General features: G+C 41.2%; 17 protein-coding genes and 1 tRNA gene. All 18 read right to left on the bottom strand.

Annotation, left to right across the window (positions count from 1 at the left end; genetic code table 11):
- Positions 1–402: 402 nt before the first annotated feature.
- A complete protein-coding gene (locus B5F08_RS12270; protein WP_087379979.1) occupies positions 403–3,012 on the bottom strand; it encodes an ABC transporter permease in 2,610 nt (869 codons plus the stop codon).
- Positions 3,009–3,692: an ABC transporter ATP-binding protein gene (locus tag B5F08_RS12265; protein ID WP_087379976.1), complete on the bottom strand. Its 684-nt coding sequence runs from the start codon at positions 3,690–3,692 to the stop codon at positions 3,009–3,011. Before B5F08_RS12265 ends, B5F08_RS12270 begins: the two co-directional genes overlap by 4 nt.
- Positions 3,693–3,792: 100 nt before the next feature.
- The gene (locus B5F08_RS12260) at positions 3,793–4,797 is read right to left on the bottom strand and encodes a sensor histidine kinase (RefSeq protein ID WP_087379973.1); all 1,005 of its coding nucleotides are present in this window, start codon (positions 4,795–4,797) and stop codon (positions 3,793–3,795) included.
- 4 nt (positions 4,798–4,801) lie between these two features.
- The gene (locus B5F08_RS12255) at positions 4,802–5,473 is read right to left on the bottom strand and encodes a response regulator transcription factor (RefSeq protein ID WP_087379970.1); all 672 of its coding nucleotides are present in this window, start codon (positions 5,471–5,473) and stop codon (positions 4,802–4,804) included.
- Positions 5,474–5,529: 56 nt separating this feature from the next.
- Positions 5,530–6,237, bottom strand: coding sequence for a tyrosine-protein phosphatase (locus B5F08_RS12250; protein WP_087379967.1), 708 nt, complete (start codon positions 6,235–6,237; stop codon positions 5,530–5,532).
- A 31-nt stretch (positions 6,238–6,268) separates the two neighbouring features.
- Positions 6,269–7,339 carry a 3-isopropylmalate dehydrogenase gene (gene leuB / locus B5F08_RS12245; RefSeq protein ID WP_087379964.1) on the bottom strand — a complete coding sequence of 357 codons (1,071 nt, stop codon included), beginning with the start codon at positions 7,337–7,339 and terminating at the stop codon, positions 6,269–6,271.
- Positions 7,340–7,507: 168 nt separating this feature from the next.
- The gene (locus tag B5F08_RS12240) at positions 7,508–8,140 is read right to left on the bottom strand and encodes a histidine phosphatase family protein (protein ID WP_087379961.1); all 633 of its coding nucleotides are present in this window, start codon (positions 8,138–8,140) and stop codon (positions 7,508–7,510) included.
- Between the two features lie 72 nt (positions 8,141–8,212).
- Positions 8,213–8,286: transfer RNA gene (locus B5F08_RS12235), tRNA-Gly, on the bottom strand.
- Between the two features lie 88 nt (positions 8,287–8,374).
- Positions 8,375–10,708 carry an ATP-dependent Clp protease ATP-binding subunit gene (locus B5F08_RS12230; protein ID WP_087379958.1) on the bottom strand — a complete coding sequence of 778 codons (2,334 nt, stop codon included), beginning with the start codon at positions 10,706–10,708 and terminating at the stop codon, positions 8,375–8,377.
- A 78-nt stretch (positions 10,709–10,786) separates the two neighbouring features.
- Complete coding sequence (locus tag B5F08_RS12225) at positions 10,787–11,431, bottom strand: CDP-alcohol phosphatidyltransferase family protein (RefSeq protein WP_158096306.1); 645 nt, start codon at positions 11,429–11,431, stop codon at positions 10,787–10,789.
- Positions 11,432–11,510: 79 nt separating this feature from the next.
- Complete coding sequence (locus tag B5F08_RS12220; protein ID WP_087379952.1) at positions 11,511–12,230, bottom strand: CvpA family protein; 720 nt, start codon at positions 12,228–12,230, stop codon at positions 11,511–11,513.
- A 13-nt stretch (positions 12,231–12,243) separates the two neighbouring features.
- A complete protein-coding gene (locus B5F08_RS12215) occupies positions 12,244–13,839 on the bottom strand; it encodes a DUF5711 family protein (RefSeq protein WP_087379949.1) in 1,596 nt (531 codons plus the stop codon).
- Between the two features lie 22 nt (positions 13,840–13,861).
- On the bottom strand, positions 13,862–14,599 hold the full coding sequence (gene truA / locus B5F08_RS12210; protein ID WP_087379946.1) for a tRNA pseudouridine(38-40) synthase TruA: 738 nt from the start codon (positions 14,597–14,599) through the stop codon (positions 13,862–13,864).
- Between the two features lie 41 nt (positions 14,600–14,640).
- Positions 14,641–15,441, bottom strand: coding sequence for an energy-coupling factor transporter transmembrane component T family protein (locus tag B5F08_RS12205; RefSeq protein WP_087379942.1), 801 nt, complete (start codon positions 15,439–15,441; stop codon positions 14,641–14,643).
- On the bottom strand, positions 15,438–16,301 hold the full coding sequence (locus B5F08_RS12200; RefSeq protein WP_087379939.1) for an energy-coupling factor transporter ATPase: 864 nt from the start codon (positions 16,299–16,301) through the stop codon (positions 15,438–15,440). Before B5F08_RS12200 ends, B5F08_RS12205 begins: the two co-directional genes overlap by 4 nt.
- Entirely contained in the window at positions 16,298–17,149 is an 852-nt protein-coding gene (locus tag B5F08_RS12195) for an energy-coupling factor transporter ATPase (RefSeq protein ID WP_087379936.1), read from the bottom strand. Before B5F08_RS12195 ends, B5F08_RS12200 begins: the two co-directional genes overlap by 4 nt.
- 34 nt (positions 17,150–17,183) lie before the next feature.
- Complete coding sequence (locus B5F08_RS12190) at positions 17,184–18,050, bottom strand: class I SAM-dependent methyltransferase (RefSeq protein ID WP_087379933.1); 867 nt, start codon at positions 18,048–18,050, stop codon at positions 17,184–17,186.
- Between the two features lie 74 nt (positions 18,051–18,124).
- Positions 18,125–19,474, bottom strand: coding sequence for a phosphoglucosamine mutase (gene glmM / locus B5F08_RS12185; RefSeq protein WP_087379930.1), 1,350 nt, complete (start codon positions 19,472–19,474; stop codon positions 18,125–18,127).
- Positions 19,475–19,571 lie beyond the last annotated feature (97 nt).

The raw sequence follows: 19,571 nt of genomic DNA, 5'->3' as shown, positions 1-19,571 counted from the left end.
TTATCCATCGACTTGGACTTTTTGTTCTGGTCTTTTTGTCTTGCATATTTTTTCATCCCTTATTCGTTATTTTTTTATTTTTCCTATTGACTTTTTATAGTTGGTCTTTCCTGATAATCTTGTGATAAATTTATTATCACTATACATTGTAATTATATCATTTTAACAAATAAATACAAATAACAAAAATTCGATTAACAGTTTTTTATATAAAGTGAAGCTCTTGAAAAAAATATTTAATAAACAATCTGCTTTTTAGTTATATTTCATTATATAAAAAACTGATTTATTTAGGTTTCTTATTTTCATTTAAGAACAAGAAAAAAGCACAAACCGAAGTCTGTGCTTTTTTCGCTGTGAATGATAAAGTTGTTAAAGAGGATTAAATATAAAAACTTAAAATCAGATACTGTCTTTTCTCAGAGTTTCCACAAGATTGTTTCTGTTTATCTTTGACATAGCGTAAACCATAGAAATCAGAACAACAATAAACACGCTTACAATAACGATTCCGTAAGCGGACCAAGGAATTAAAAATCCTCCGTCCCAGGTGACATTGACACTGCTGTAAATCCAAATAGTTATCAAAAATGAAACCGGAATACCAAACAGCAGTGCCTTTGTACCGTAAATAAGGCACTCAAAAATCATCATTCTTCTAAAGCCGCCCTTGGTCATTCCCACAGAGCGAAGCATTGCAAAATCTCTCTGTCGAAGCTTTAAGTTAGTAACAATGGTGTTAAATACATTTGTCACAGAAATAAGAGAAATCAAAACTATAAATCCATAAGCGAACACATTTATAACCATCATAAGTGTTCTGGAATTTTCAATTTCTGCGGCAATGTTGTAAACAGACGATACTCCGTTTATTTCTCCCAGTTCCTTTTCAGTCTTTGCATAGTCGTTGCTGTCTATATATAAAGCGGCTCCCATTACGCCTTCAAAAACATATGAGCTGTCTCTCACAACACCATAAACAACATTTGAAGAAACACTGTCTCTGCCGTTATATCCAAAAGGCATACTTTCGGCTGTTGTAACCACATTAAAGCTGTATTCCTCACCCTTTTCATAGGTTTCAGTTTCATTGTTATAGGTTTTCTCAGAGAATTTAACTGTTTTCGCTGTATCTTTCAAAAAATCATAGCTTTTAACAGTTCCGTTTTTATAATCTATTGTCTGACCAAGTCCATAAATGATAATGTCATTTTCTCCCAAAGTCTCTGGATTAAGTCCCAGAGAAGTCACATAATTTTCATATGTTTCATCGTCAAATCCCACAAGGAACATATCAACGCTTAAATCTTCAAATCTGTCAAAGCCGTATTTGTCCATAAGCGCCGCTTTTCCCTCATCGGTCAAAAGCTCCTCTCCGTTTTCAACTAAGAAATTACTCATTACAGATGAACTTGCTTTGTCAACAGAACCAAGATTTCTGACTTCCTGAAGAACTTCCTCCTTTGAGTCAGCATAATCAGAGCTTATGGTCGCTGTAATATCATAATCCGCTCTGTAGTAAACATTGTTTACACTGCTTGTAAGATACAGTATAAAAGAACTTGCGCTGACAAAAAGAACTATGCTCATAAAGAGAGAAATAATAGTAGCCCTGTACTTTTTAGCGCTTCTTGTGTAGTATTTCTTTGCAAGAACTCCCGGAAGACCGAAAATTTTATAGGTTAATTTGCTTGTCTTGTGATTTTTCCTGTCGGCTTTTCTGTCGCTTATATCTTTTGAAGACCTTATTGCCTCAATAGCTGTAATTCTTGAAGCCCTGAAAGCCGGTTTTATTACAGATACAGCCAATGTTATGCAGGCTATTACAACAGCCGCAGCAATTCCAACCCAGGAAACCAACATATGGAACTGAACGCTGTTACCGCCCACAATGCTTGTGGTAAAGGTTTTGAGCTTATCGCCTAAAAGGAAAAAGGTAACACCTATTCCACCGATTCCCGCAAGAATACCTAAAGGTATTCCTATAAGTCCCAAAACCAAGGCTTCAAACCTTACGCTTTTTCTTATCTGCTTTTTTGTAGCTCCTATAGATGAGAGCAAACCGAACTGCACTGTTCTCTCGCTTACGGAAATTGAAAAAGCATTGTAAATCAAAGCGATTGAACCTGTCATTATAATTAATATAAGAATTATTATCATTCCGTTAAGTGAGCTTGTGTAGGTTTCGTACTGAGAAACACCCTGATACATCAAAACTTCGTTGTTTGTAGAACCGCCTAATCCCTCTTCAAAAAAATAATAATTGCTGAAATCAATTACATCCTGAGGATTTTTCATTGTGTAGTAGACGTCATAAACAGCCGACTGGTCACTTAAATCGGAAAAAGTGATAGCCGTATATCCCGGAGCGGTATAATTTTCAAAGGAAGGTCTTTCATAAAATCCTACAATGGTATACTGTTTCAGAGTATTGGTTTCCAATGTTTCCTCGTCAGAAATTATTATATTTCCCTTATCGTCGTATTCCCCGGTTATAGGATTATTTTGAAACAGCTTATATCCCCCGCTTATTCTGTCACCAAGGGGAAGCACCAAAACATCGTTTATATCATACCTTACGCCGCCGTTGCTTTCCAAATGATTGGGAAGAATTATTTCCGCATCATTTTGCGGAAGTCTGCCCTCTGTCAAATGTATAGGCAAAGTACCAAAGGTTTCATCATTTCCGCCAATCACATAAAGATAAGGCTTAAAATCATTTTGAGAAGCCTCCATTTTCGCATAGCCTATATACTGGGTATATACTGTATCTGCAACACTTTCATCATGAGCTATTTCCTCTCCCTTTTCATAGGAAATATTTTGAAACATACCATGCCAGCTGCCGTTTTCATAAACAGCCGATTCATACAGATAATTCTGCAGGCTTGTAACGATGGTTGTAACAGCAGTCACCATAGAAACCGAAAGAATAATTCCCACAATTGTGACAATAGTTCTGGTTTTGTTTTTCTTCATGGACTGTAACGTCACTTTATTCATTATGTTCATCTGCGGATCACCTCATCTCGGGTGATTTTTCCGTCCTCGATGGAAATAATTCTATCTGCCTGCAAGGCTATATCCTCGTCATGGGTTATTACAATCAGTGTCTGGTTGTACTCACGGTTGTAATACTTCAAAAGCTCAACAATCTCCCTGCTGTTTTTTGAGTCAAGGTTTCCTGTCGGCTCGTCGGCAAGTATAACAGACGGTTCATTTATCAAGGCTCTGCCGATAGATACTCTCTGCTGCTGACCTCCTGAAAGCTGGTTAGGAAGATGCTTTTCCCTGCCCTTTAATTTAAGAACTTTAAGCATTTCATCAAGCTTGTTTTCATTGACCTTTCTTCCGTCCATAAGCAGAGGAAGAGTGATGTTTTCCCTAACATTAAGCACCGGGATAAGGTTATAAAACTGATAGATAAGTCCCACATGGCGTCGTCTGAAAATCGCCAGGTTATTGTCGCTCTGTCTGTAAACATCCTGACCGTTCATCATAACCTTTCCGGAAGTAGGTGTGTCAACGCCTCCTAAAATATGGAGAAGTGTGGATTTACCTGAACCACTGGGGCCGATAATCGCCAAAAACTCACCCTTTTCAACGGAGAATGAAACCCCGTCAAGAGCTCTAACCGTGTTTTCTCCCTGTCCGTATACTTTGCATAAATTCTCAACTCTCAGTATTTCCATATATTGTCCCTCCGTTTAGTTTATGCTGTAATTATACAGACTCAAGATGACATGGCGGTGACTCTAATATTACAAAAACGTCACTTTGAAGATTATTTTATTAAACCACCATTTTATAAAACCTAATGATAAACCTTGCCCCGCCGTCTCTTTTGTTTTGGGCTTTTATTATGCCCTCCTGTCCGGTTATTATCATTCGGGCAAGGGCAAGCCCTATCCCCACGCTGTTGGGGTCAGAATCTTTTCCTCTGTAGAACCTCTCAAAAATATGTGGCAAATCCTCTGGGTCAATGCCTTTTCCGTTGTCTTCAATGACAATTTCAGTGTAAATATTTGTTTCAGAAGCTGAAACCTTCACTGTTCCGCCCTCCGGCGTATGCTCCATACAGTTTTTAATAATGTTTGCAACCGCCTCACATGTCCACTGAAAATCAGCATTTACAGAACATTCACCGCACTCACATATAAAGCTCTGATTTTTTAAATCCATAGCCACCGCCACAGGCTCGTAAGCCTTTTTAACAAGGTCCGAAACAGAAATTTTCTCCTTTGTCATAACAAGAGTTCCCGTATCTATTTTAGAAATTTTCAAAAGCACTGAAATAAGCCACTGTGTGCGTTCAGTAAGCCTTGTAAGCTCTCTGATAAGAGACATACGCTCCTCACGGCTCAAATCACTTTTTCTCATTCTTATAAGAATAAGATTTATGGCGGTGAGAGGAGTTTTGAGCTGATGAGAAATATCCGCAATGGAATCGCTTAAATAAATCTTGTCCTTTTTAAGTGTTTCCTTTTGCTGATTTAAAATAGCCACAAGCTTTTCCACCCTGTCGCTTAAAATGGCAAGCTCCCCCTCTTTAAAGCTTTTAAAATTTATTTTGCTGCTTCCGTCCAGGATTTTATCTATTTCATAGGTAATGTTTGATATTTTTCTGTATCTGAAACATGTGGCGGCAACATAACAAATTGTTATGAGTATCTCCCCCACGGCGGTTATTATAACAGCCCTTTCATTAAAAAAAACATACTGTAAACCGCAGGTCACCGCAATAATCACCAGTGCAAAACAAAGTAAATATTTTGAACCTTTATTTCTGAAAATCATATTTCTACCTTCCCAGCTTGTAACCAAGACCCCTGACAGTTTTTATAACCGCAGGTTTCTGAGGGTCATCCTCAATTTTTTCTCTAAGTCTTTTTATATAAACCGTCAGAGTATTGTCATTGACAAAATCCCCTGAAACGTCCCAAATCTCATCAAGGAGAGCATTTCGTGTCAGAACCTTTCCACGGTTGTTAAAGAAAACCAAAAGCAGCTTGTATTCAAGGGCGGAAAGAAAGATTTCCTTTCCGTTTTTCTGAACAGTTCCCTTTACAGGGTCAAGCCTTATCCCGCCTTCCTCCATAGAAGAAGGAGTTTTTCCGTATCTTCTCAAAACACTTTTAATTCTTGAAATAAGCTCTCTGGGTCGAAAGGGCTTGTTTATATAGTCGTCTGCACCCATATCAAGGCCGGCAACCACGGAATACTCATCACCGGAAGCGGTAAGAAATATAACCGGTATATCCTTTGATGATTTTATTCCCGAGCAAACCGCAAAGCCGTTGCCCTGAGCCAAAGAAATATCCAGTAAAACCAAGTCAAAATCACTGTTTTCCACCATCTCTAAAGCTTCGTTCTGTGTTGAAGTGCTTTCAACCATAAAGCCCTCATCCTTTAGAAATGCGCTTAGATTTTCAATAATGCTCTTGTCATCCTCAACCAAAAGTATTCTGTTCATTTTAACCTCCTTTTTCAGATATAAAAAACCCACCGCCTAAGCGATGGATTTTTAAATCAGGTTTTGCTGAAAATCTCCACGCTGTTTTGGCAAAGCCTTTCCACAGCTGCTCTTCCCAGCTTTTTTTCAATATATTTTACAGCCGCACCATAGTACTTATAGGAATTTCTCTTTTCGGAATGTACGTCAGTGGCAACAATATGCACAAGACCCTCATCCACCAGCCTTAAAAGCTTCTTTCTCGTACCTATTTCACAGTAGGAAACAGCATTTGTCTGAAACAGTATTCCCATATTAACCATATCAACTATCTTATCGTGGTTTTTCATAAGCTTTGGATATCTCTCAATATGGGCAAAAACCGGAGTAATTCCCTTTTGCTTTAACTTCAAAAGATTGGTATAACTTCCATCCTCAAAATCAGAAGAATAAGCAAATTCCGTAAGCATGTAATTGGATTTTCCGTAACAAAGCTTATTGAGAACATTTTCCTGGGAGAAAAGATAATCGGTTACAAAAACCTCCGCCCCAAGCCTTACCTCAATCCCCTGAGGAATACTGTCTTTAAGGCTTTCAAAAGCTGCTTTTCTCTTTCTCAAAAACTCCTTTGCCGGAACCATGTGTGAATAATAATGAGGCGTAAAGCACACACATTCCACACCCTGCTCTTTAAGTCCTCGGAGAAGTTTTACACTTTCCTCCACACTTTTAGAGCCGTCATCTATTGAGGGCAAAATATGTGTGTGCAAATCGCAGTGTTTCATTTAAACCTCTCCTTTTGTAAGACTGTATTTATCAGATAAGATTGCTGATTAAATCTCCCATCTCACTGCATGAAACCTTAGTTGTTCCCTCTGTGTAGATATCAGGAGTTCTGTGAGTAAGCAAAATTTTATTTACCGCAGCTTCAATAGCATTTGCAGCCTCAGGCTGATTAAGAGAAAATCTCAGCATCATAGCAACGGAAAGAATAGTAGCAATCGGGTTTGCAATGCCCAAGCCTGCAATATCAGGAGCACTGCCGTGGATAGGCTCGTAAAGGCCGCTCTGATTTCCGTTAAGGCTTGCAGAAGCCAGCATACCGATAGAACCGCTTATCATTGAAGCTTCGTCGGAAAGAATATCGCCGAAAATATTTGATGTAACAAGAACATCAAACTGTCCCGGATTTCTAACAAGCTGCATTGCGCAGTTGTCAACATACATGTGGTTAAGCTCAACCTCCGGATACTCTGCGCTTACCTTTATAACAGTTTCTCTCCAAAGTCTTGAAGACTCAAGAACATTTGCCTTGTCAACGCTTGTGAGCTTCTTGTTTCTCTTCATAGCAAGATCAAAAGCAACTCTTGCAATTCTCTCGATTTCAGGAACTGTGTACATCTCTGTGTCGTAAGCCGCAGGATTGCCGTTTACTTCTTTTCTGCCTCTCTCTCCGAAGTAAATACCGCCTGTAAGCTCTCTTACAACCATAATGTCAAGGGCGTTGCCGATAATCTCATCCTTCAAAGGAGAAGCGTCCTTCAAAGGCTCAAAAATAACAGCAGGGCGAAGGTTTGCAAAAAGACCAAGAGCGCCTCTGATGCCCAAAAGACCTGCTTCCGGTCTGAGATTTCCCGGAAGTGTGTCCCACTTAGAACCGCCTACTGCGCCCAAAAGAACGCTGTCGGCAGCCTTACACTTATCTATAGTTTCCTGAGGAAGCGGAACGCCTGTAGCGTCGATAGCACAGCCGCCCAAAAGCGCCTCATCATAGTTTACCTCAAAGCCGAACTTTTCAGCTGTCTTGTCCAATACCTTAACTGCCTCGTTTACGATTTCCGGACCGATGCCGTCGCCTTTCAGCAGTACAATATTATACTTTTCCATTTTCAGGACCCCTTTAATTATATAATTAAATTAAAGCGATGCGGGTCGAAACCTTGTAACAAACGCTTATAATTTCACTTTAACGATTTAAATTATATCACAAAATCCGCATTTTGTAAATATTCAGAGATTTTATCATCAACAAATCATAAAAACAACAGAGCCTTATCAGTTTTCCTCGTCCTCCGGCTCTCTTGGAACTGTTTCAAAAACCTCAGCCACCTTGTCCCTCTGCCACAGCAAAGGAGTAATTCTCATGGAGTATCCGCAGCCCGGGTCCATCTGCCATTCAAAGGGCTTTGCCTGTGGCAGTCCGTAAACCGCTAATATGGTGGAAATAACTCCGGCATGTGTAACAATAACACAATCTGTTGTTCCGGTTTTCATAAGACCGTTTACAACATCCTCAAAAAGCCTGCAAACACGTCTTGTAAAGTCGGCGCCGCTTTCACCTTTTGGAGGCTTAACCTCGGAAGAGCCTGCCAGCCATTTTTCAAAATCCTCGTCGCCTTTCAAATCCTCGGCGGTAAGACCCTCCCACTCGCCGAAGGAACATTCAATAAAACCGTCCAAAACAATGGGTTTCAGGTTTGGATAAAGAATTTCACAGGTTTCCTTGCATCTTTTCAAAGGCGAAGTAAAAAGAGCCGTACAGTATGGATATTTGCAGAAATGGTCAAGCTTGCGCAAATCCGCCTTTCCCTTGTCGCTTAAGGGAACATCAGTTGTTCCTATGTATCTTCCCTGCATGGTTTCCTCGACAGCTCCGTGCCTGATGAGATGTATATTATAAGATTTCATTACATTTCTCCTTTTGCAAAACAAAAAGTTTTCGGGTACGAAAAAAGCCCGGTATAATTACCGGGCTTTAAGTGGAGCGGATGATGGGAATCGAACCCACACGATCAGCTTGGAAGGCTGAAGTTCTACCACTAAACTACATCCGCATTTCCTATCTCTCTGCGACGGGATTTATTATAGCATAAACCCCGCCGCATGTCAACAACTTTTTTGAATTTTTTTGATTTTTTAAAATTAAATTACCTGAAGCAAAAGCTCCTTGCCGTCGGATGAGAGATGTATACCGCAGATACCGTCATTGCCCGCTTCGATAATAGCCCTGGTAATTTTATCCTCGGCTTCTCTTCTGATAATATTTCTCAAATCTCTTGCGCCGCTTACGCCGTTTGCGCCCTTCTCTGCAATGTACTTGCATGCCTCATCGTCAAAGGTAAAGCGAATATTCTTCTCCTTGAGAGTGTCCACATACTCATTGAGCATAAGAGCAGCAATCTTAATATAGTCATCCTGCTCAAGAGGACGGAAAACAATAATCTCGTCAACTCTTGCAATGAACTCAGGACGCAGGAACTCTGAAAGGGCCTTCATAGCCTTTTCCTTTGAAGCCTCCTGCTGTGTCTTTCCGAAGCCTATAGCGCTTTCACGCTTTTCGGAACCGGCATTTGAGGTCATAATGATAACTGTGTTTTCAAAATTAACAGTTCTTCCCTGAGCGTCTGTAAGTCTGCCCTCGTCAAGAATCTGCAAAAGAATATTCAAAACATCCGGATGAGCCTTTTCAATCTCATCAAAAAGCAAAACTGAATAAGGTCTTCTTCTTACCTTTTCGGTTACCTGTCCTGCCTCGTCGTAGCCCACATATCCTGGAGGTGAACCTATAATCTTGGAAACCGAGTGCTTTTCCATAAACTCGGACATATCAAGTCTGATGAGAGTTTCCGGAGCGTCAAAAAGTTCCTTTGCCACAACCTTAACAAGCTCTGTTTTACCAACGCCTGTAGGGCCTACAAAGATAAATGAAGCCGGACGGCGTCTTGGAGAAATCTGCACTCTGCTTCTTCTGATAGCCGCTGACAAAGCGTCTACCGCCTCGTCCTGTCCGATAATCTTTGATTTAAGCTTATCCTCCAAATCCATAAGCTTGGAAAGCTCGTTTTCTCTTATTCTTGTGGACGGAATACCTGTCCAAAGCTCGATAACCTTGGCAAGATCCTCTTCTGTAACCTTGTTAATAAGCTTTTCCTTGTCAATTCCGTTGAGCTGTTCATCAACTCTAGCAAGCTCGCTGGTAACTGTTGCAAGCTTTTCATAGTCGATTTCCTCAGCCGCAGAAATTTCTTCCTTGTTGTATATAAGCATAGCCTTTTCGTCGTTGAGCTTCTCGTACTCCTCAGCTTCCTTATTTCTCAAAGATGCGCAGGAGCAAGCCTCGTCCAAAAGGTCGATAGCCTTATCCGGCAAAAATCTGTCGCTTATATATCTTTCGCTGAATACAACAGCTTTTCTTACTATGTCATCCTCCACGGTTACGTGGTGGTGATTTTCATAATATCCCTTAACGCCTGTCAAAACCTCGATTGTTTCGGCTACAGTAGGTTCTGCAACCTTGACAGGCTGGAATCTTCTCTCCAATGCGCTGTCCTTTTCGATGTACTTTCTGTACTCGTTAAATGTAGTTGCGCCGATAACCTGAATTTCGCCTCTTGAAAGAGAAGGCTTCAAAATATTGGCGGCGTTCATTGTACCCTCGCTGTCGCCGGTTCCAACAAGATTGTGAACCTCGTCGATAAAGAGGATTATATTTCCCGCCTCTTTAACCTCCTGGGTAAGACCCTTTATACGGCTTTCAAACTGACCACGGAACTGAGTTCCGGCAATCAAAGCAGTAAGGTCAAGGAGCTGTATTTCTTTATTTGCAAGCTTGTGAGGAACCTGTCCGTTTGCAATTCTCAAAGCAAGACCCTCAGCAATAGCGGTTTTACCTACGCCCGGTTCACCGATAAGACAAGGGTTATTCTTTGTTCTTCTGCAAAGAATCTGAATAACTCTCTCGATTTCCTTATCTCTTCCGATAATATTGTCGATTCTACCCTCTCTTGCCTTTTGGGTCAAATCCTCACAGTAAAGGTTGATATGCTTTCTGTTTTTCTGCTTTTTATCTCCCTTTTTCTTCTGGTTTTTCTCGGTTTTTTCCTCGCCGGTTTTAGCTCCGCCGAACATATTCTGCAAAAATGCAGGGAATGTTGGAGCGCCGCCCGGAGAAAATCCCTTATCACCGTCGTTATCCTCAGAGCCGTCCTGTGTATCGTCAGGAGCTGCAAGTCCCATTGACTCCATCATCTCTGAGATATCTCCGTTTTCTGCAAGCTCGTTCATAAAACCGCTCATCTGGTTCTGAACAGCTTCCAAATCCTCGTCGCTTATTCCCATCTGTTTTATTAAATCGTTTACCGGCTTAATGCCCATTTCCTTGGCGCATGTAAGACAATAGCCCTTTGTTTCCCCGTTAGGTCTGTTATCGGAAACAAACACAACAGCCGGTCTTTTGCCGCATTTAGCACATAGCATAAATCTTATTCCTTTCCCGAGCCTGAAAAACAAACTCATTTACAAAGTTTCATTGAAATAATATTTCAATAATATATATTACTTAATCTTATTTTTTATTTTATCTTTTACACCCTTAACCTGGTCTTTGACCTGTTTCATCTGCTGAGAGTATATGTGATAATACATAACCAAAGCAAAAATCATCAAAGCTGCGGTTATTGACAGCAGTACAAAGGAAAGCACGTCGTTTTCATACTGAAAGAATGCTTTCAAAAATACAATAAGGCAAACGGAAAAATAAAACATTATAGTTCCGACTTTTCCGTACCACTTAGCCGGAGAAGGTGTAACATTGCATTTAATCAGCGCTATTCCACCAAGCAGCATTAAAAAGTCCTTAGCCATTAAGATAACTATTACCGGAGTGACAATAGGCATATATACGCAAAGACAAATTCCCACGGAAATCAGAGTAAGCTTATCGGCGATAGGGTCAAGAATTTTTCCCAAAGCCGTAACCTGATTAAGCTTTCTGGCTATAAGTCCGTCAAAACAGTCCGTCAATCCGGAAGTGATTATGAGAACAGCCGCCTCAATATATTTTTCATTTAAAAAGCAAATGATAAATGGAACAATAAGAACAATTCTGCACATTGACATAATGTTAGGAATTGTCATCACTTTATTTATTGTACCAGATTCCTCGCTGCTGTTATTACTTCTTTCTTCCATATTATTCATATTTTCCTTCTCCCCAAACTCTAAGGTTCGGTTTTCTCCCATATCCAACATCATTATTTATGCAAAACTATATATCCCGTTAAGAAAACATACCCGCAATATTATTTATAATATCTCCTGTATAGAAAGCCTTAAACAAGAATGAACCGTCAATAGCCTCCTGAGTCAAGAACGGAATAGTGTCCCCGGTCAAAGGCATAGCCATTCTGACTAAAGATACAATAAGCATCACCAAAATAACACCTTCGGCGATACCAATAACGCCTCCGAAAACTCTGTTAATAAGACTCAGCACAGGAAGCTCAAAGAACTTGCTGAGAAGTCTTGCCAAAGCCTTGAATACTGCGTAAAGTACGAAAAACAGTATTATCATAATGATAATTCCGATTAAAGCTGTAAACGCAGGTGAAATAAGACCCTCAACCGCAGTAGCCGCAGAGTTTATTGACTCCTGATTGTTATTTTCAATCCACTGAGAGACAGTTCCCTGGTCAAAGGAAGTGCCGCTAAGAAATACCGCTGCAAAGGACGGAATTGCAGAAAGAATACTTGTAATAACAGCCTCTGCTCCGTCTCCTATGGAATTTCCTATAGACTGGGAAACCTGTTCTGTAATGCCGCTTTTAAAAAACGTTTCGTAAATTGAATTTGAAAGAGAGGGACTCAGCAATACTGCAACAGTAAAAGCTGCCACTAAAGCCACAAAATTTAAAAGTGTAATTGCGGCGCCCCTTCTCCATCCTGCAAAAAAGCAAAGTAAGATGATTAACAACACAATACCATCAAGCAATAAAGACATTTCCTGCTCCTTTCTAATTACTTTCAGTAAATTTTATATATCTAATTTCACTTATTCCGAGAACATAGGCCTCACGCTGACCGTCCATAAGCAGCGCAGCCGCATCTGCCCCCGCATCTGTATTATATAGCTCGTTTCCGGATTTGTCAAAAAGTCTTGCCGTTCCGTTATCTATAACGCCAATTTTGTTTGAATAAGCGTCAATGGAAATAATTCTGCAATCGGTGTCAAAAGAAGTTTCAATCTGACCGCTTGCGCTGTACACATACAGAGAACAAAGTCTTCCGTCACCGTTTCTTGAAAGTGAAACAACAACTGACTGAAGGTCCTTGTCGATATCATAGGCGGTAAGCTCCATGTCGTTGTAGGAATTTCTGACAATTTCATTTTTTGAAAGATCAACAACACCGCAGGCGTTATTTCCTACAAAACCAACCTTATCCGCTGTTAAATATTCTACACTATAAACCACTGTGTTGTCAATTTCAAAGAATTCTACAGGTGTTTCCTCTGTAATGCTAAGGTAGTAAACAGCTGAAACAGGCTCACCGTTCTTAGCTGAAATACCGGAAGCCACAATCTTTGAACCGTCATCACTAAGTGCAATAGTGTTTATATAATACTCAGAAAAAGCATATGTGTATACTTCCTCGTTTGATGAGTTGTAAACTCTCATATAGCTTATGTATTCGTCGTGCTGAGTTACAATAGCATAGCTTCCGTTTTTGCCTATGTCGGCAGTAATAATAGGAAGGTCGCCGCTGCTTTCAAAGACAACCTCGTCAAGGGAATCAATTCTGTAGCCCTTTCCGCCCAAATCATAGGTAAGACTTCTTGTGCCGTTTCCAACCATAACCGGTGTGGAAAAGCTGTGCTGTCTGTTAAAAATATGATTTCCGGAAGAGTCAAGAGCCACAATGTTGCTGTTTGAAGCATAAGCAAATTTTCCGCTCATTTCCATAATATTTCCGCTGGAAACCTCGGAACCGTTTATCAAAACAGGATATCCTGAATTATCGCCTCCGCCGAAAAGGTCATACTGTATCCAGTTTGCGCAGGACTCCAAATTCATAATGTTTCTGCTTGTAACAGCAAAAACCACTATGCAGAGTACCAAAACGATTACCGCAGCTGCGCCGACCTTTTTCTTGTTGAGTGCTTCCTGAGGGGCAACCTTTCTTTCATAGTTGTCAATAGGCAAATCCTCGTAGCTTAAAACCTCTCTGTCAGAGCCTCTGACAACGGCTTTTTCATATCTCTGAGGATTTTTCTTTTCGGAAGGTCTTTTGTATCTGCTCTTGTAGCCATCTTTTTTTGAAGAACCGCCGGAGCTTTTCTCATCGGAATATCTCTTTCCGGTTCCTGACTTTGACTTTTTTACTCTAAAGCTGAAAACAGAACGGACTGCATCCGCAATGTCGCCCATATTATTTTCATTTTTTTCCTCTAAATCTTCAGCCTTCTCAGTTTTCGGCGTATCCTTTTCGCCGGTGAGCTTTTCCCAGATACTTACAACCTTTTTGTTTTCCGGCTCTCTTTCTTTCTCACCGGTCTTTTTGCTGTTGTTCTCAGGGACATTTCCTTTATTTTCATCTTTATTTTTTCCCATATACTAACTCACTTTCCAAAACTCAGTAATTTACCTGATTAAGATAAAGTCCGCAGGCTGGAGCCGTAGGCCCGGCAAATTTGCGGTCTTTCTTTTCTATAATCTCTTTTATACCATCCTCGGGAATTTTTCCCTGCTGAACTCTCAAAAGCGTTCCAACCATAATCCTCACCATGTTATACAGAAAACCGTCGGCTTCCACTTTCATGGTTACAAGGTCATTGTCCCTCTCAACTGAAAACATCTTCACATTTCTCACAAAATCACCCTTTTCCCTTTTGTCAAGGGTGCAGAAAGATGTGAAATCATGCTTACCCACAAAAGCCTGGGCAGCTCTGTGAAGCTGTTTTTCATCTATTTTATATCTGTAGTGGAGTGCGTATCCGTTTAAAAATGGATTGCGCACCTCGCTGTTCCAAATCTTATAAATATACTGCTTGCTTTTGCAGCTGTATCTTGCATGAAAATCCTTATCAACTTCACGGCAGTCATATACGGCAACCTCCATAGGCAAATGCCTGTTTAAAGCCGCTTTAAGCCTTTCGGCAGGTATGGGATGTTCCGTTTTCAAGCTTATACAATACATATTTGCGTGAACTCCGGAATCAGTTCTGCTGCATCCCTTTATATCGGCATAACCGCCGATAATATTGTAAAGGGCATTTTGAAAAACCTCCTGTACCGCAAGGGCGTTTTTCTGAATCTGCCACCCGTGAAAAGCTTTGCCGTCGTATGAAATTGTCAGCAAAAGATTTCTCATTTAATCATTCCCAACATAATTACATCATTTAAAATTGCCTGTCATAAAAAGATGTTAAGTAAAATCACACCGCAGGCAACAATCACCATAAATACCGCAGCCTTATAATCAATAGCGGTCATGTGCAGTGATTTCATTCTTGTTCTGCCGCTTCCGCCCTGATAGCATCTGCATTCCATGGCGGTTGCCAAATCATAAGCTCTTCTGAAAGCCGAAACAAACAGCGGAACCAAAATCGGAACCAAAGCCTTTACCCTTTTTACAATGCCGCCGCTTTCCATGTCGGCGCCTCTTGCTTTCTGAGCCTGCATAATTTTGTCCGTTTCCTCTAAAAGAGTAGGAATAAACCTTAAGGCTATGGTCATCATCATAGCGATTTCATGAACCCTAATTTTGAAAAATCCCAAAGGCTTCAAAAGTCTTTCCAAAGCGTCGGTCAAATCCGTAGGAGAAGTTGTAAAGGTAAGACCGGAGCTTACCAAAATAAGGCTTATTATTCTCACGGTAACAAAAACAGCGTTTCTGATACCGCCGGTGGTTATTTTCAAAAATCCCCAGCTCCAAAGAACATCGCCTGTGCCGTAAAGCAGGTTTAAAACCGAAGTGAAAATAACAATAAATACAATGGTTTTTACACTTTTCAAATACATCTTTGTGGGCACGCCGCTTAAAAGAACGGTCAGAGCCACAATAACGGCGGTAAACGCCAGTGAAAAATAATTGCCGGTGCAAAAAATAAGGACAATGAAAGCAACCAGCAAAACTATTTTCATTCTTGGGTCCAGCCTGTGAAGTATGCTTTTTCCCTGGAAATACTGTCCCAGGGTTACGTCACGCATCATAGCTTGCCCCTCCTTTTCAAAACCTCTGCGATTTCAGCCGCCGCCTGGTCAACGGAAAGAATACCGTCTGAAAACATGCCGCTGTCGCCGTTGAGGTCAGCCATAATTTTTGTAATCTGGGGAATTCTCAGTCCTATTTCTGACAGCTCGTCTCCCCTTGCAAAAATATTTTTTGTATTGTCAAACATCTGAAGATGTGATTTATTCATAACAAGAACCCTGTCGGCAACACGTGCAATGTCCTCCATACTGTGGGAAACAAGCAAAACTGTGTTGTTTCTTGCCTTGTGATACTCGGTTATCTGACTTAAAAGCACGTCACGTCCCATAGGGTCAAGACCTGCGGTAGGCTCGTCCAAAATCAGGATTTCCGGGTCCATTGCAATAACTCCGGCGATGGCGGCTCTTCTCTTTTCTCCTCCCGACAAATCAAAGGGAGATTTATAGAGAAGCTCCTCTTTAAGTCCTGTAAACATTGCCGCAGAACGGACACGCTTGTCAAGCTCCTCACCGCTTATTCCCATATTTGTTGGTCCAAAAGCGATATCCTTGTATACAGTTTCCTCAAAAAGCTGGTATTCCGGATACTGAAAAACCATTCCAACCTGGAAACGGACTTTTCTTATCTCCTTTGGGTTTGCGAAAATATCCTCACCCTTTAAAAGCACTTTACCGGAGGTTGGCTTTATAAGACCGTTAAGCATCTGTACCATTGTGGATTTTCCGGAACCGGTATGTCCTATAATTCCGATAAACTCACCCTTTTCAATGGAGAAATTCACATTGTCAACCGCCTGTTTCTCAAAAGGCGTGCCGGCACCATACACAAAACTCAGGTTTACAGCTTCAAGCACACTCATTTAAGCACCTCCCTGAGCATCTGCACACACTCTTCCTCATTTAAAGGCATACGGTCGAACTTTACACCCATTGACCTAAGCTGATAAACAAGCTCTGTGGCCTGAGGCACATCCAGCCTGTGCCTTTTCAGCAGTTCAACCTTTGAAAAAACCTCATGAGGATTACCCTCTGTAAGGATTTTCCCCTTATCCATAACAATTACCCTGTCCGCCATAACCGCCTCGTCCATGTAGTGGGTTATAAGCACAATGGTAATTCCGTTTTCTTTGTTGAGCTTTTTTATAGTGGACATAACCTCGTCCCTGCCACGGGGGTCAAGCATAGCGGTAGGCTCGTCCAGCACAATACAGTCAGGCTCCATTGCAATAATTCCCGCAATGGCAACTCTCTGTTTCTGACCGCCGCTAAGCTTATAAGGTGCGTGGAGTCTGTACTCGTACATGTCAACCTTTTTCAAAGCCTCGTCAACTCTTCGCCTTATCTCCTTAGGCTCAATACCCAAGTTTTCAGGGCCAAAAGCCACATCCTCTTCAACGATACTTGCCACAAGCTGGTTGTCAGGATTTTGAAGCACAAGACCTACTTTTTTTCGTATGTCGTAACACTTTTCATCGTCGCTGGTGTCCATGCCGTCCACATAAACCTTTCCCTCTGATGGCAGAAGCAAAGCGTTAAAGTGCTTTGCCATTGTGGATTTTCCGCAGCCGTTGTGACCTAAAAGAGCCACAAACTCACCTTTCTCAACGGACATTGAAATCCCGTCAAGCACATTTACAGTCTGCTGCTGATTTAGCTCATCATCTATATCATAATGAAATTTAACATTCTGAACTTTTATAAATTCCATTTTTTACTCCTAAGCAATAAAATTTAATCTACCGTTATCTTTCCCAAATGGCGGTAGAACCGCAGGGCAATACAAAACCGCTTTGTGTAACAGGCAAACCGATTTCATCCGCAGATACCCTGCCTTTAAATTTCGGACACAAGGTAACTCCCAAAAGATACTCCATAACACCTGATGAAAGACCTGTGGTGTAGGAATTAAGAATAAAAAATCTTGCGTCCTCGTGTAAAATATCACGGCACTGTAAAACAAGAGAATAGAGCTGTTCCTCCAGCTTCCAAACCTCTCCCCCCGGACCTCTTCCGTAGGAAGGCGGGTCCATGATAATTCCGTGGTATTTGTTTCCACGTCTTTTTTCTCTCTGTACAAACTTTATGCAGTCGTCAACAAGCCATCTCACCGGAAGCTTTTCAATTCCGCTGGAAACGGCGTTTTCCTTAGCCCACTGCACCATACCCTTTGATGCGTCAACATGACAAACTGTCGCACCTGCCGCCATGCAGGAGAGTGTTGCGCATCCTGTATATCCGAAAAGATTTAAAACCTTAAATTCTTTCAGACCTGATTTTCTGATTTTTTCAGCGGCAAAATCCCAGTTTACCCCCTGCTCCGGAAAAACACCTGTGTGTTTAAATCCCATAGGCTTGATATTAAACTTGAGATTTCCGTAATTTATCTGCCAACGGTCAGGCATTTTCTTAAACACTTCCCATGAACCGCCGCCGGTATTGCTGCGGTGATACATGGCATGAGCCTGCTTCCAAAGGGGGTGTTTCTTTTCCGTATCCCATATAACCTGCGGGTCGGGGCGTATAAGTATAATATCCTTCCATCTTTCAAGCCTCTGTGAACCGGAAGCGTCAATAAGCTCATAGTCTTTCCATCTGTCGGCAATTCGCATAATCCTTAATCTTCCTTTAATAATAATATTCCTCTATGCGGCGAAAGCCATAAAAGCTTCCGCCGCACAATAAATTAGCTCAATCTATCTCTAACTACATCAGCAGTTTCGTTTGCAAGCTTTGCAATCTTCTCTGCGTCCTCGCCCTCTACCATAACTCTGATAAGAGGCTCTGTTCCGGAAACTCTTACGATAATTCTTCCGGTTTCACCCAAAATTTCTTCAACTCTCTTGATTTCCGCCTTTATCTCCTTGTCGGTATAGAAGCGCATTTTGCCCTCCTGAGATACCTTAACATTTATGAGAACCTGAGGGAATCTCTCCATAAGTGTGGCAAGAGAACTGAGTTTTGCATTACGTCTGTTTATAAGACTCAAAAGCTGTACGCCTGTAAGCTGGCCGTCACCTGTTGTTGCATGGTTGAGGAAAATAATATGTCCGGACTGCTCGCCGCCGATATTATAGCCCTCTCTGAGCATTGTTTCAAGAACATATCTGTCGCCAACCTTTGTGGAAACAAAATTCAGCTCGTTTACATCGCAGAACCTGTTAAATCCCATATTGGTCATAATTGTGCCTACAACAGTTTCCTTTTTAAGCTTTCCTCTGCTCTTCATATCAAGAGCACAGATAGCCATAACATAGTCGCCGTCAACAAGGTCTCCGTTGTCGTCAACAGCCAAGCATCTGTCGGCGTCGCCGTCAAAGGCAAGACCTGCGTCAAGATGATGTTCCCTTACGTAGTCCATAAGGTGTTCCATATGTGTGGAACCGCACTCGTCGTTTATATTTACGCCGTTTGGATCGTCTGAAAGCATATGGCATTTTGCGCCCAGACCCTCAAACAAAAGCTTAGCAGTTCTGGATGCAGAACCGTTTGAACAATCAAGAGCAATTTCCAAACCGGAAAGATCATTGTCGATTGTGCACTGAACATGCTCTACATAATCTGCAACAGCGTTTGTTTCAATGGAAACAGTTCCCATATTTTCAAAATCAGGCTTAGAATAAGGAATTTTTCCGTCAAGAACGATGGCTTCGATTTCCTCTTCCAAATCGTCAGGAAGCTTGTAGCCGTCCTCGTTAAAGATTTTAATTCCGTTAAACTCAAATGGGTTATGAGAAGCGGAAATCATAATACCTGCGTCTGCCTTGTATTTGCCCACAAGATAAGCAACAGCAGGAGTAGGAATTACTCCCAGCAATCTGACATTTGCGCCAACGGAGCAAAGTCCGGCAATCAACGCGCCCTCAAGCATATCGCCTGACAGACGTGTGTCCTTTCCTATCAAAAAAGTAGGGTGTTTTACTTCGTCGTTTATTAAAACCATAGCTGCGGCTTTACCGATATTCATAGCAAGTTCGCAGGTAAGTTCAGTGTTGGCAACGCCTCTAACACCATCAGTACCAAAAAGTCTTCCCATAAAAAACTCCTCCTTGTCAAATCAAAATTCATTGTTTCAATCCAAAATTTTTGTAGGACTATTTAAACAGGATACCGACCTTTTAATAAAAACCCTT

Source organism: Anaeromassilibacillus sp. An172 (genome assembly GCF_002160515.1).
Classification (GTDB): Bacteria; Bacillota; Clostridia; order Oscillospirales; family Acutalibacteraceae; genus Limousia; species Limousia pullorum.
This window is presented reverse-complemented; position numbering and strand designations above follow the sequence as displayed.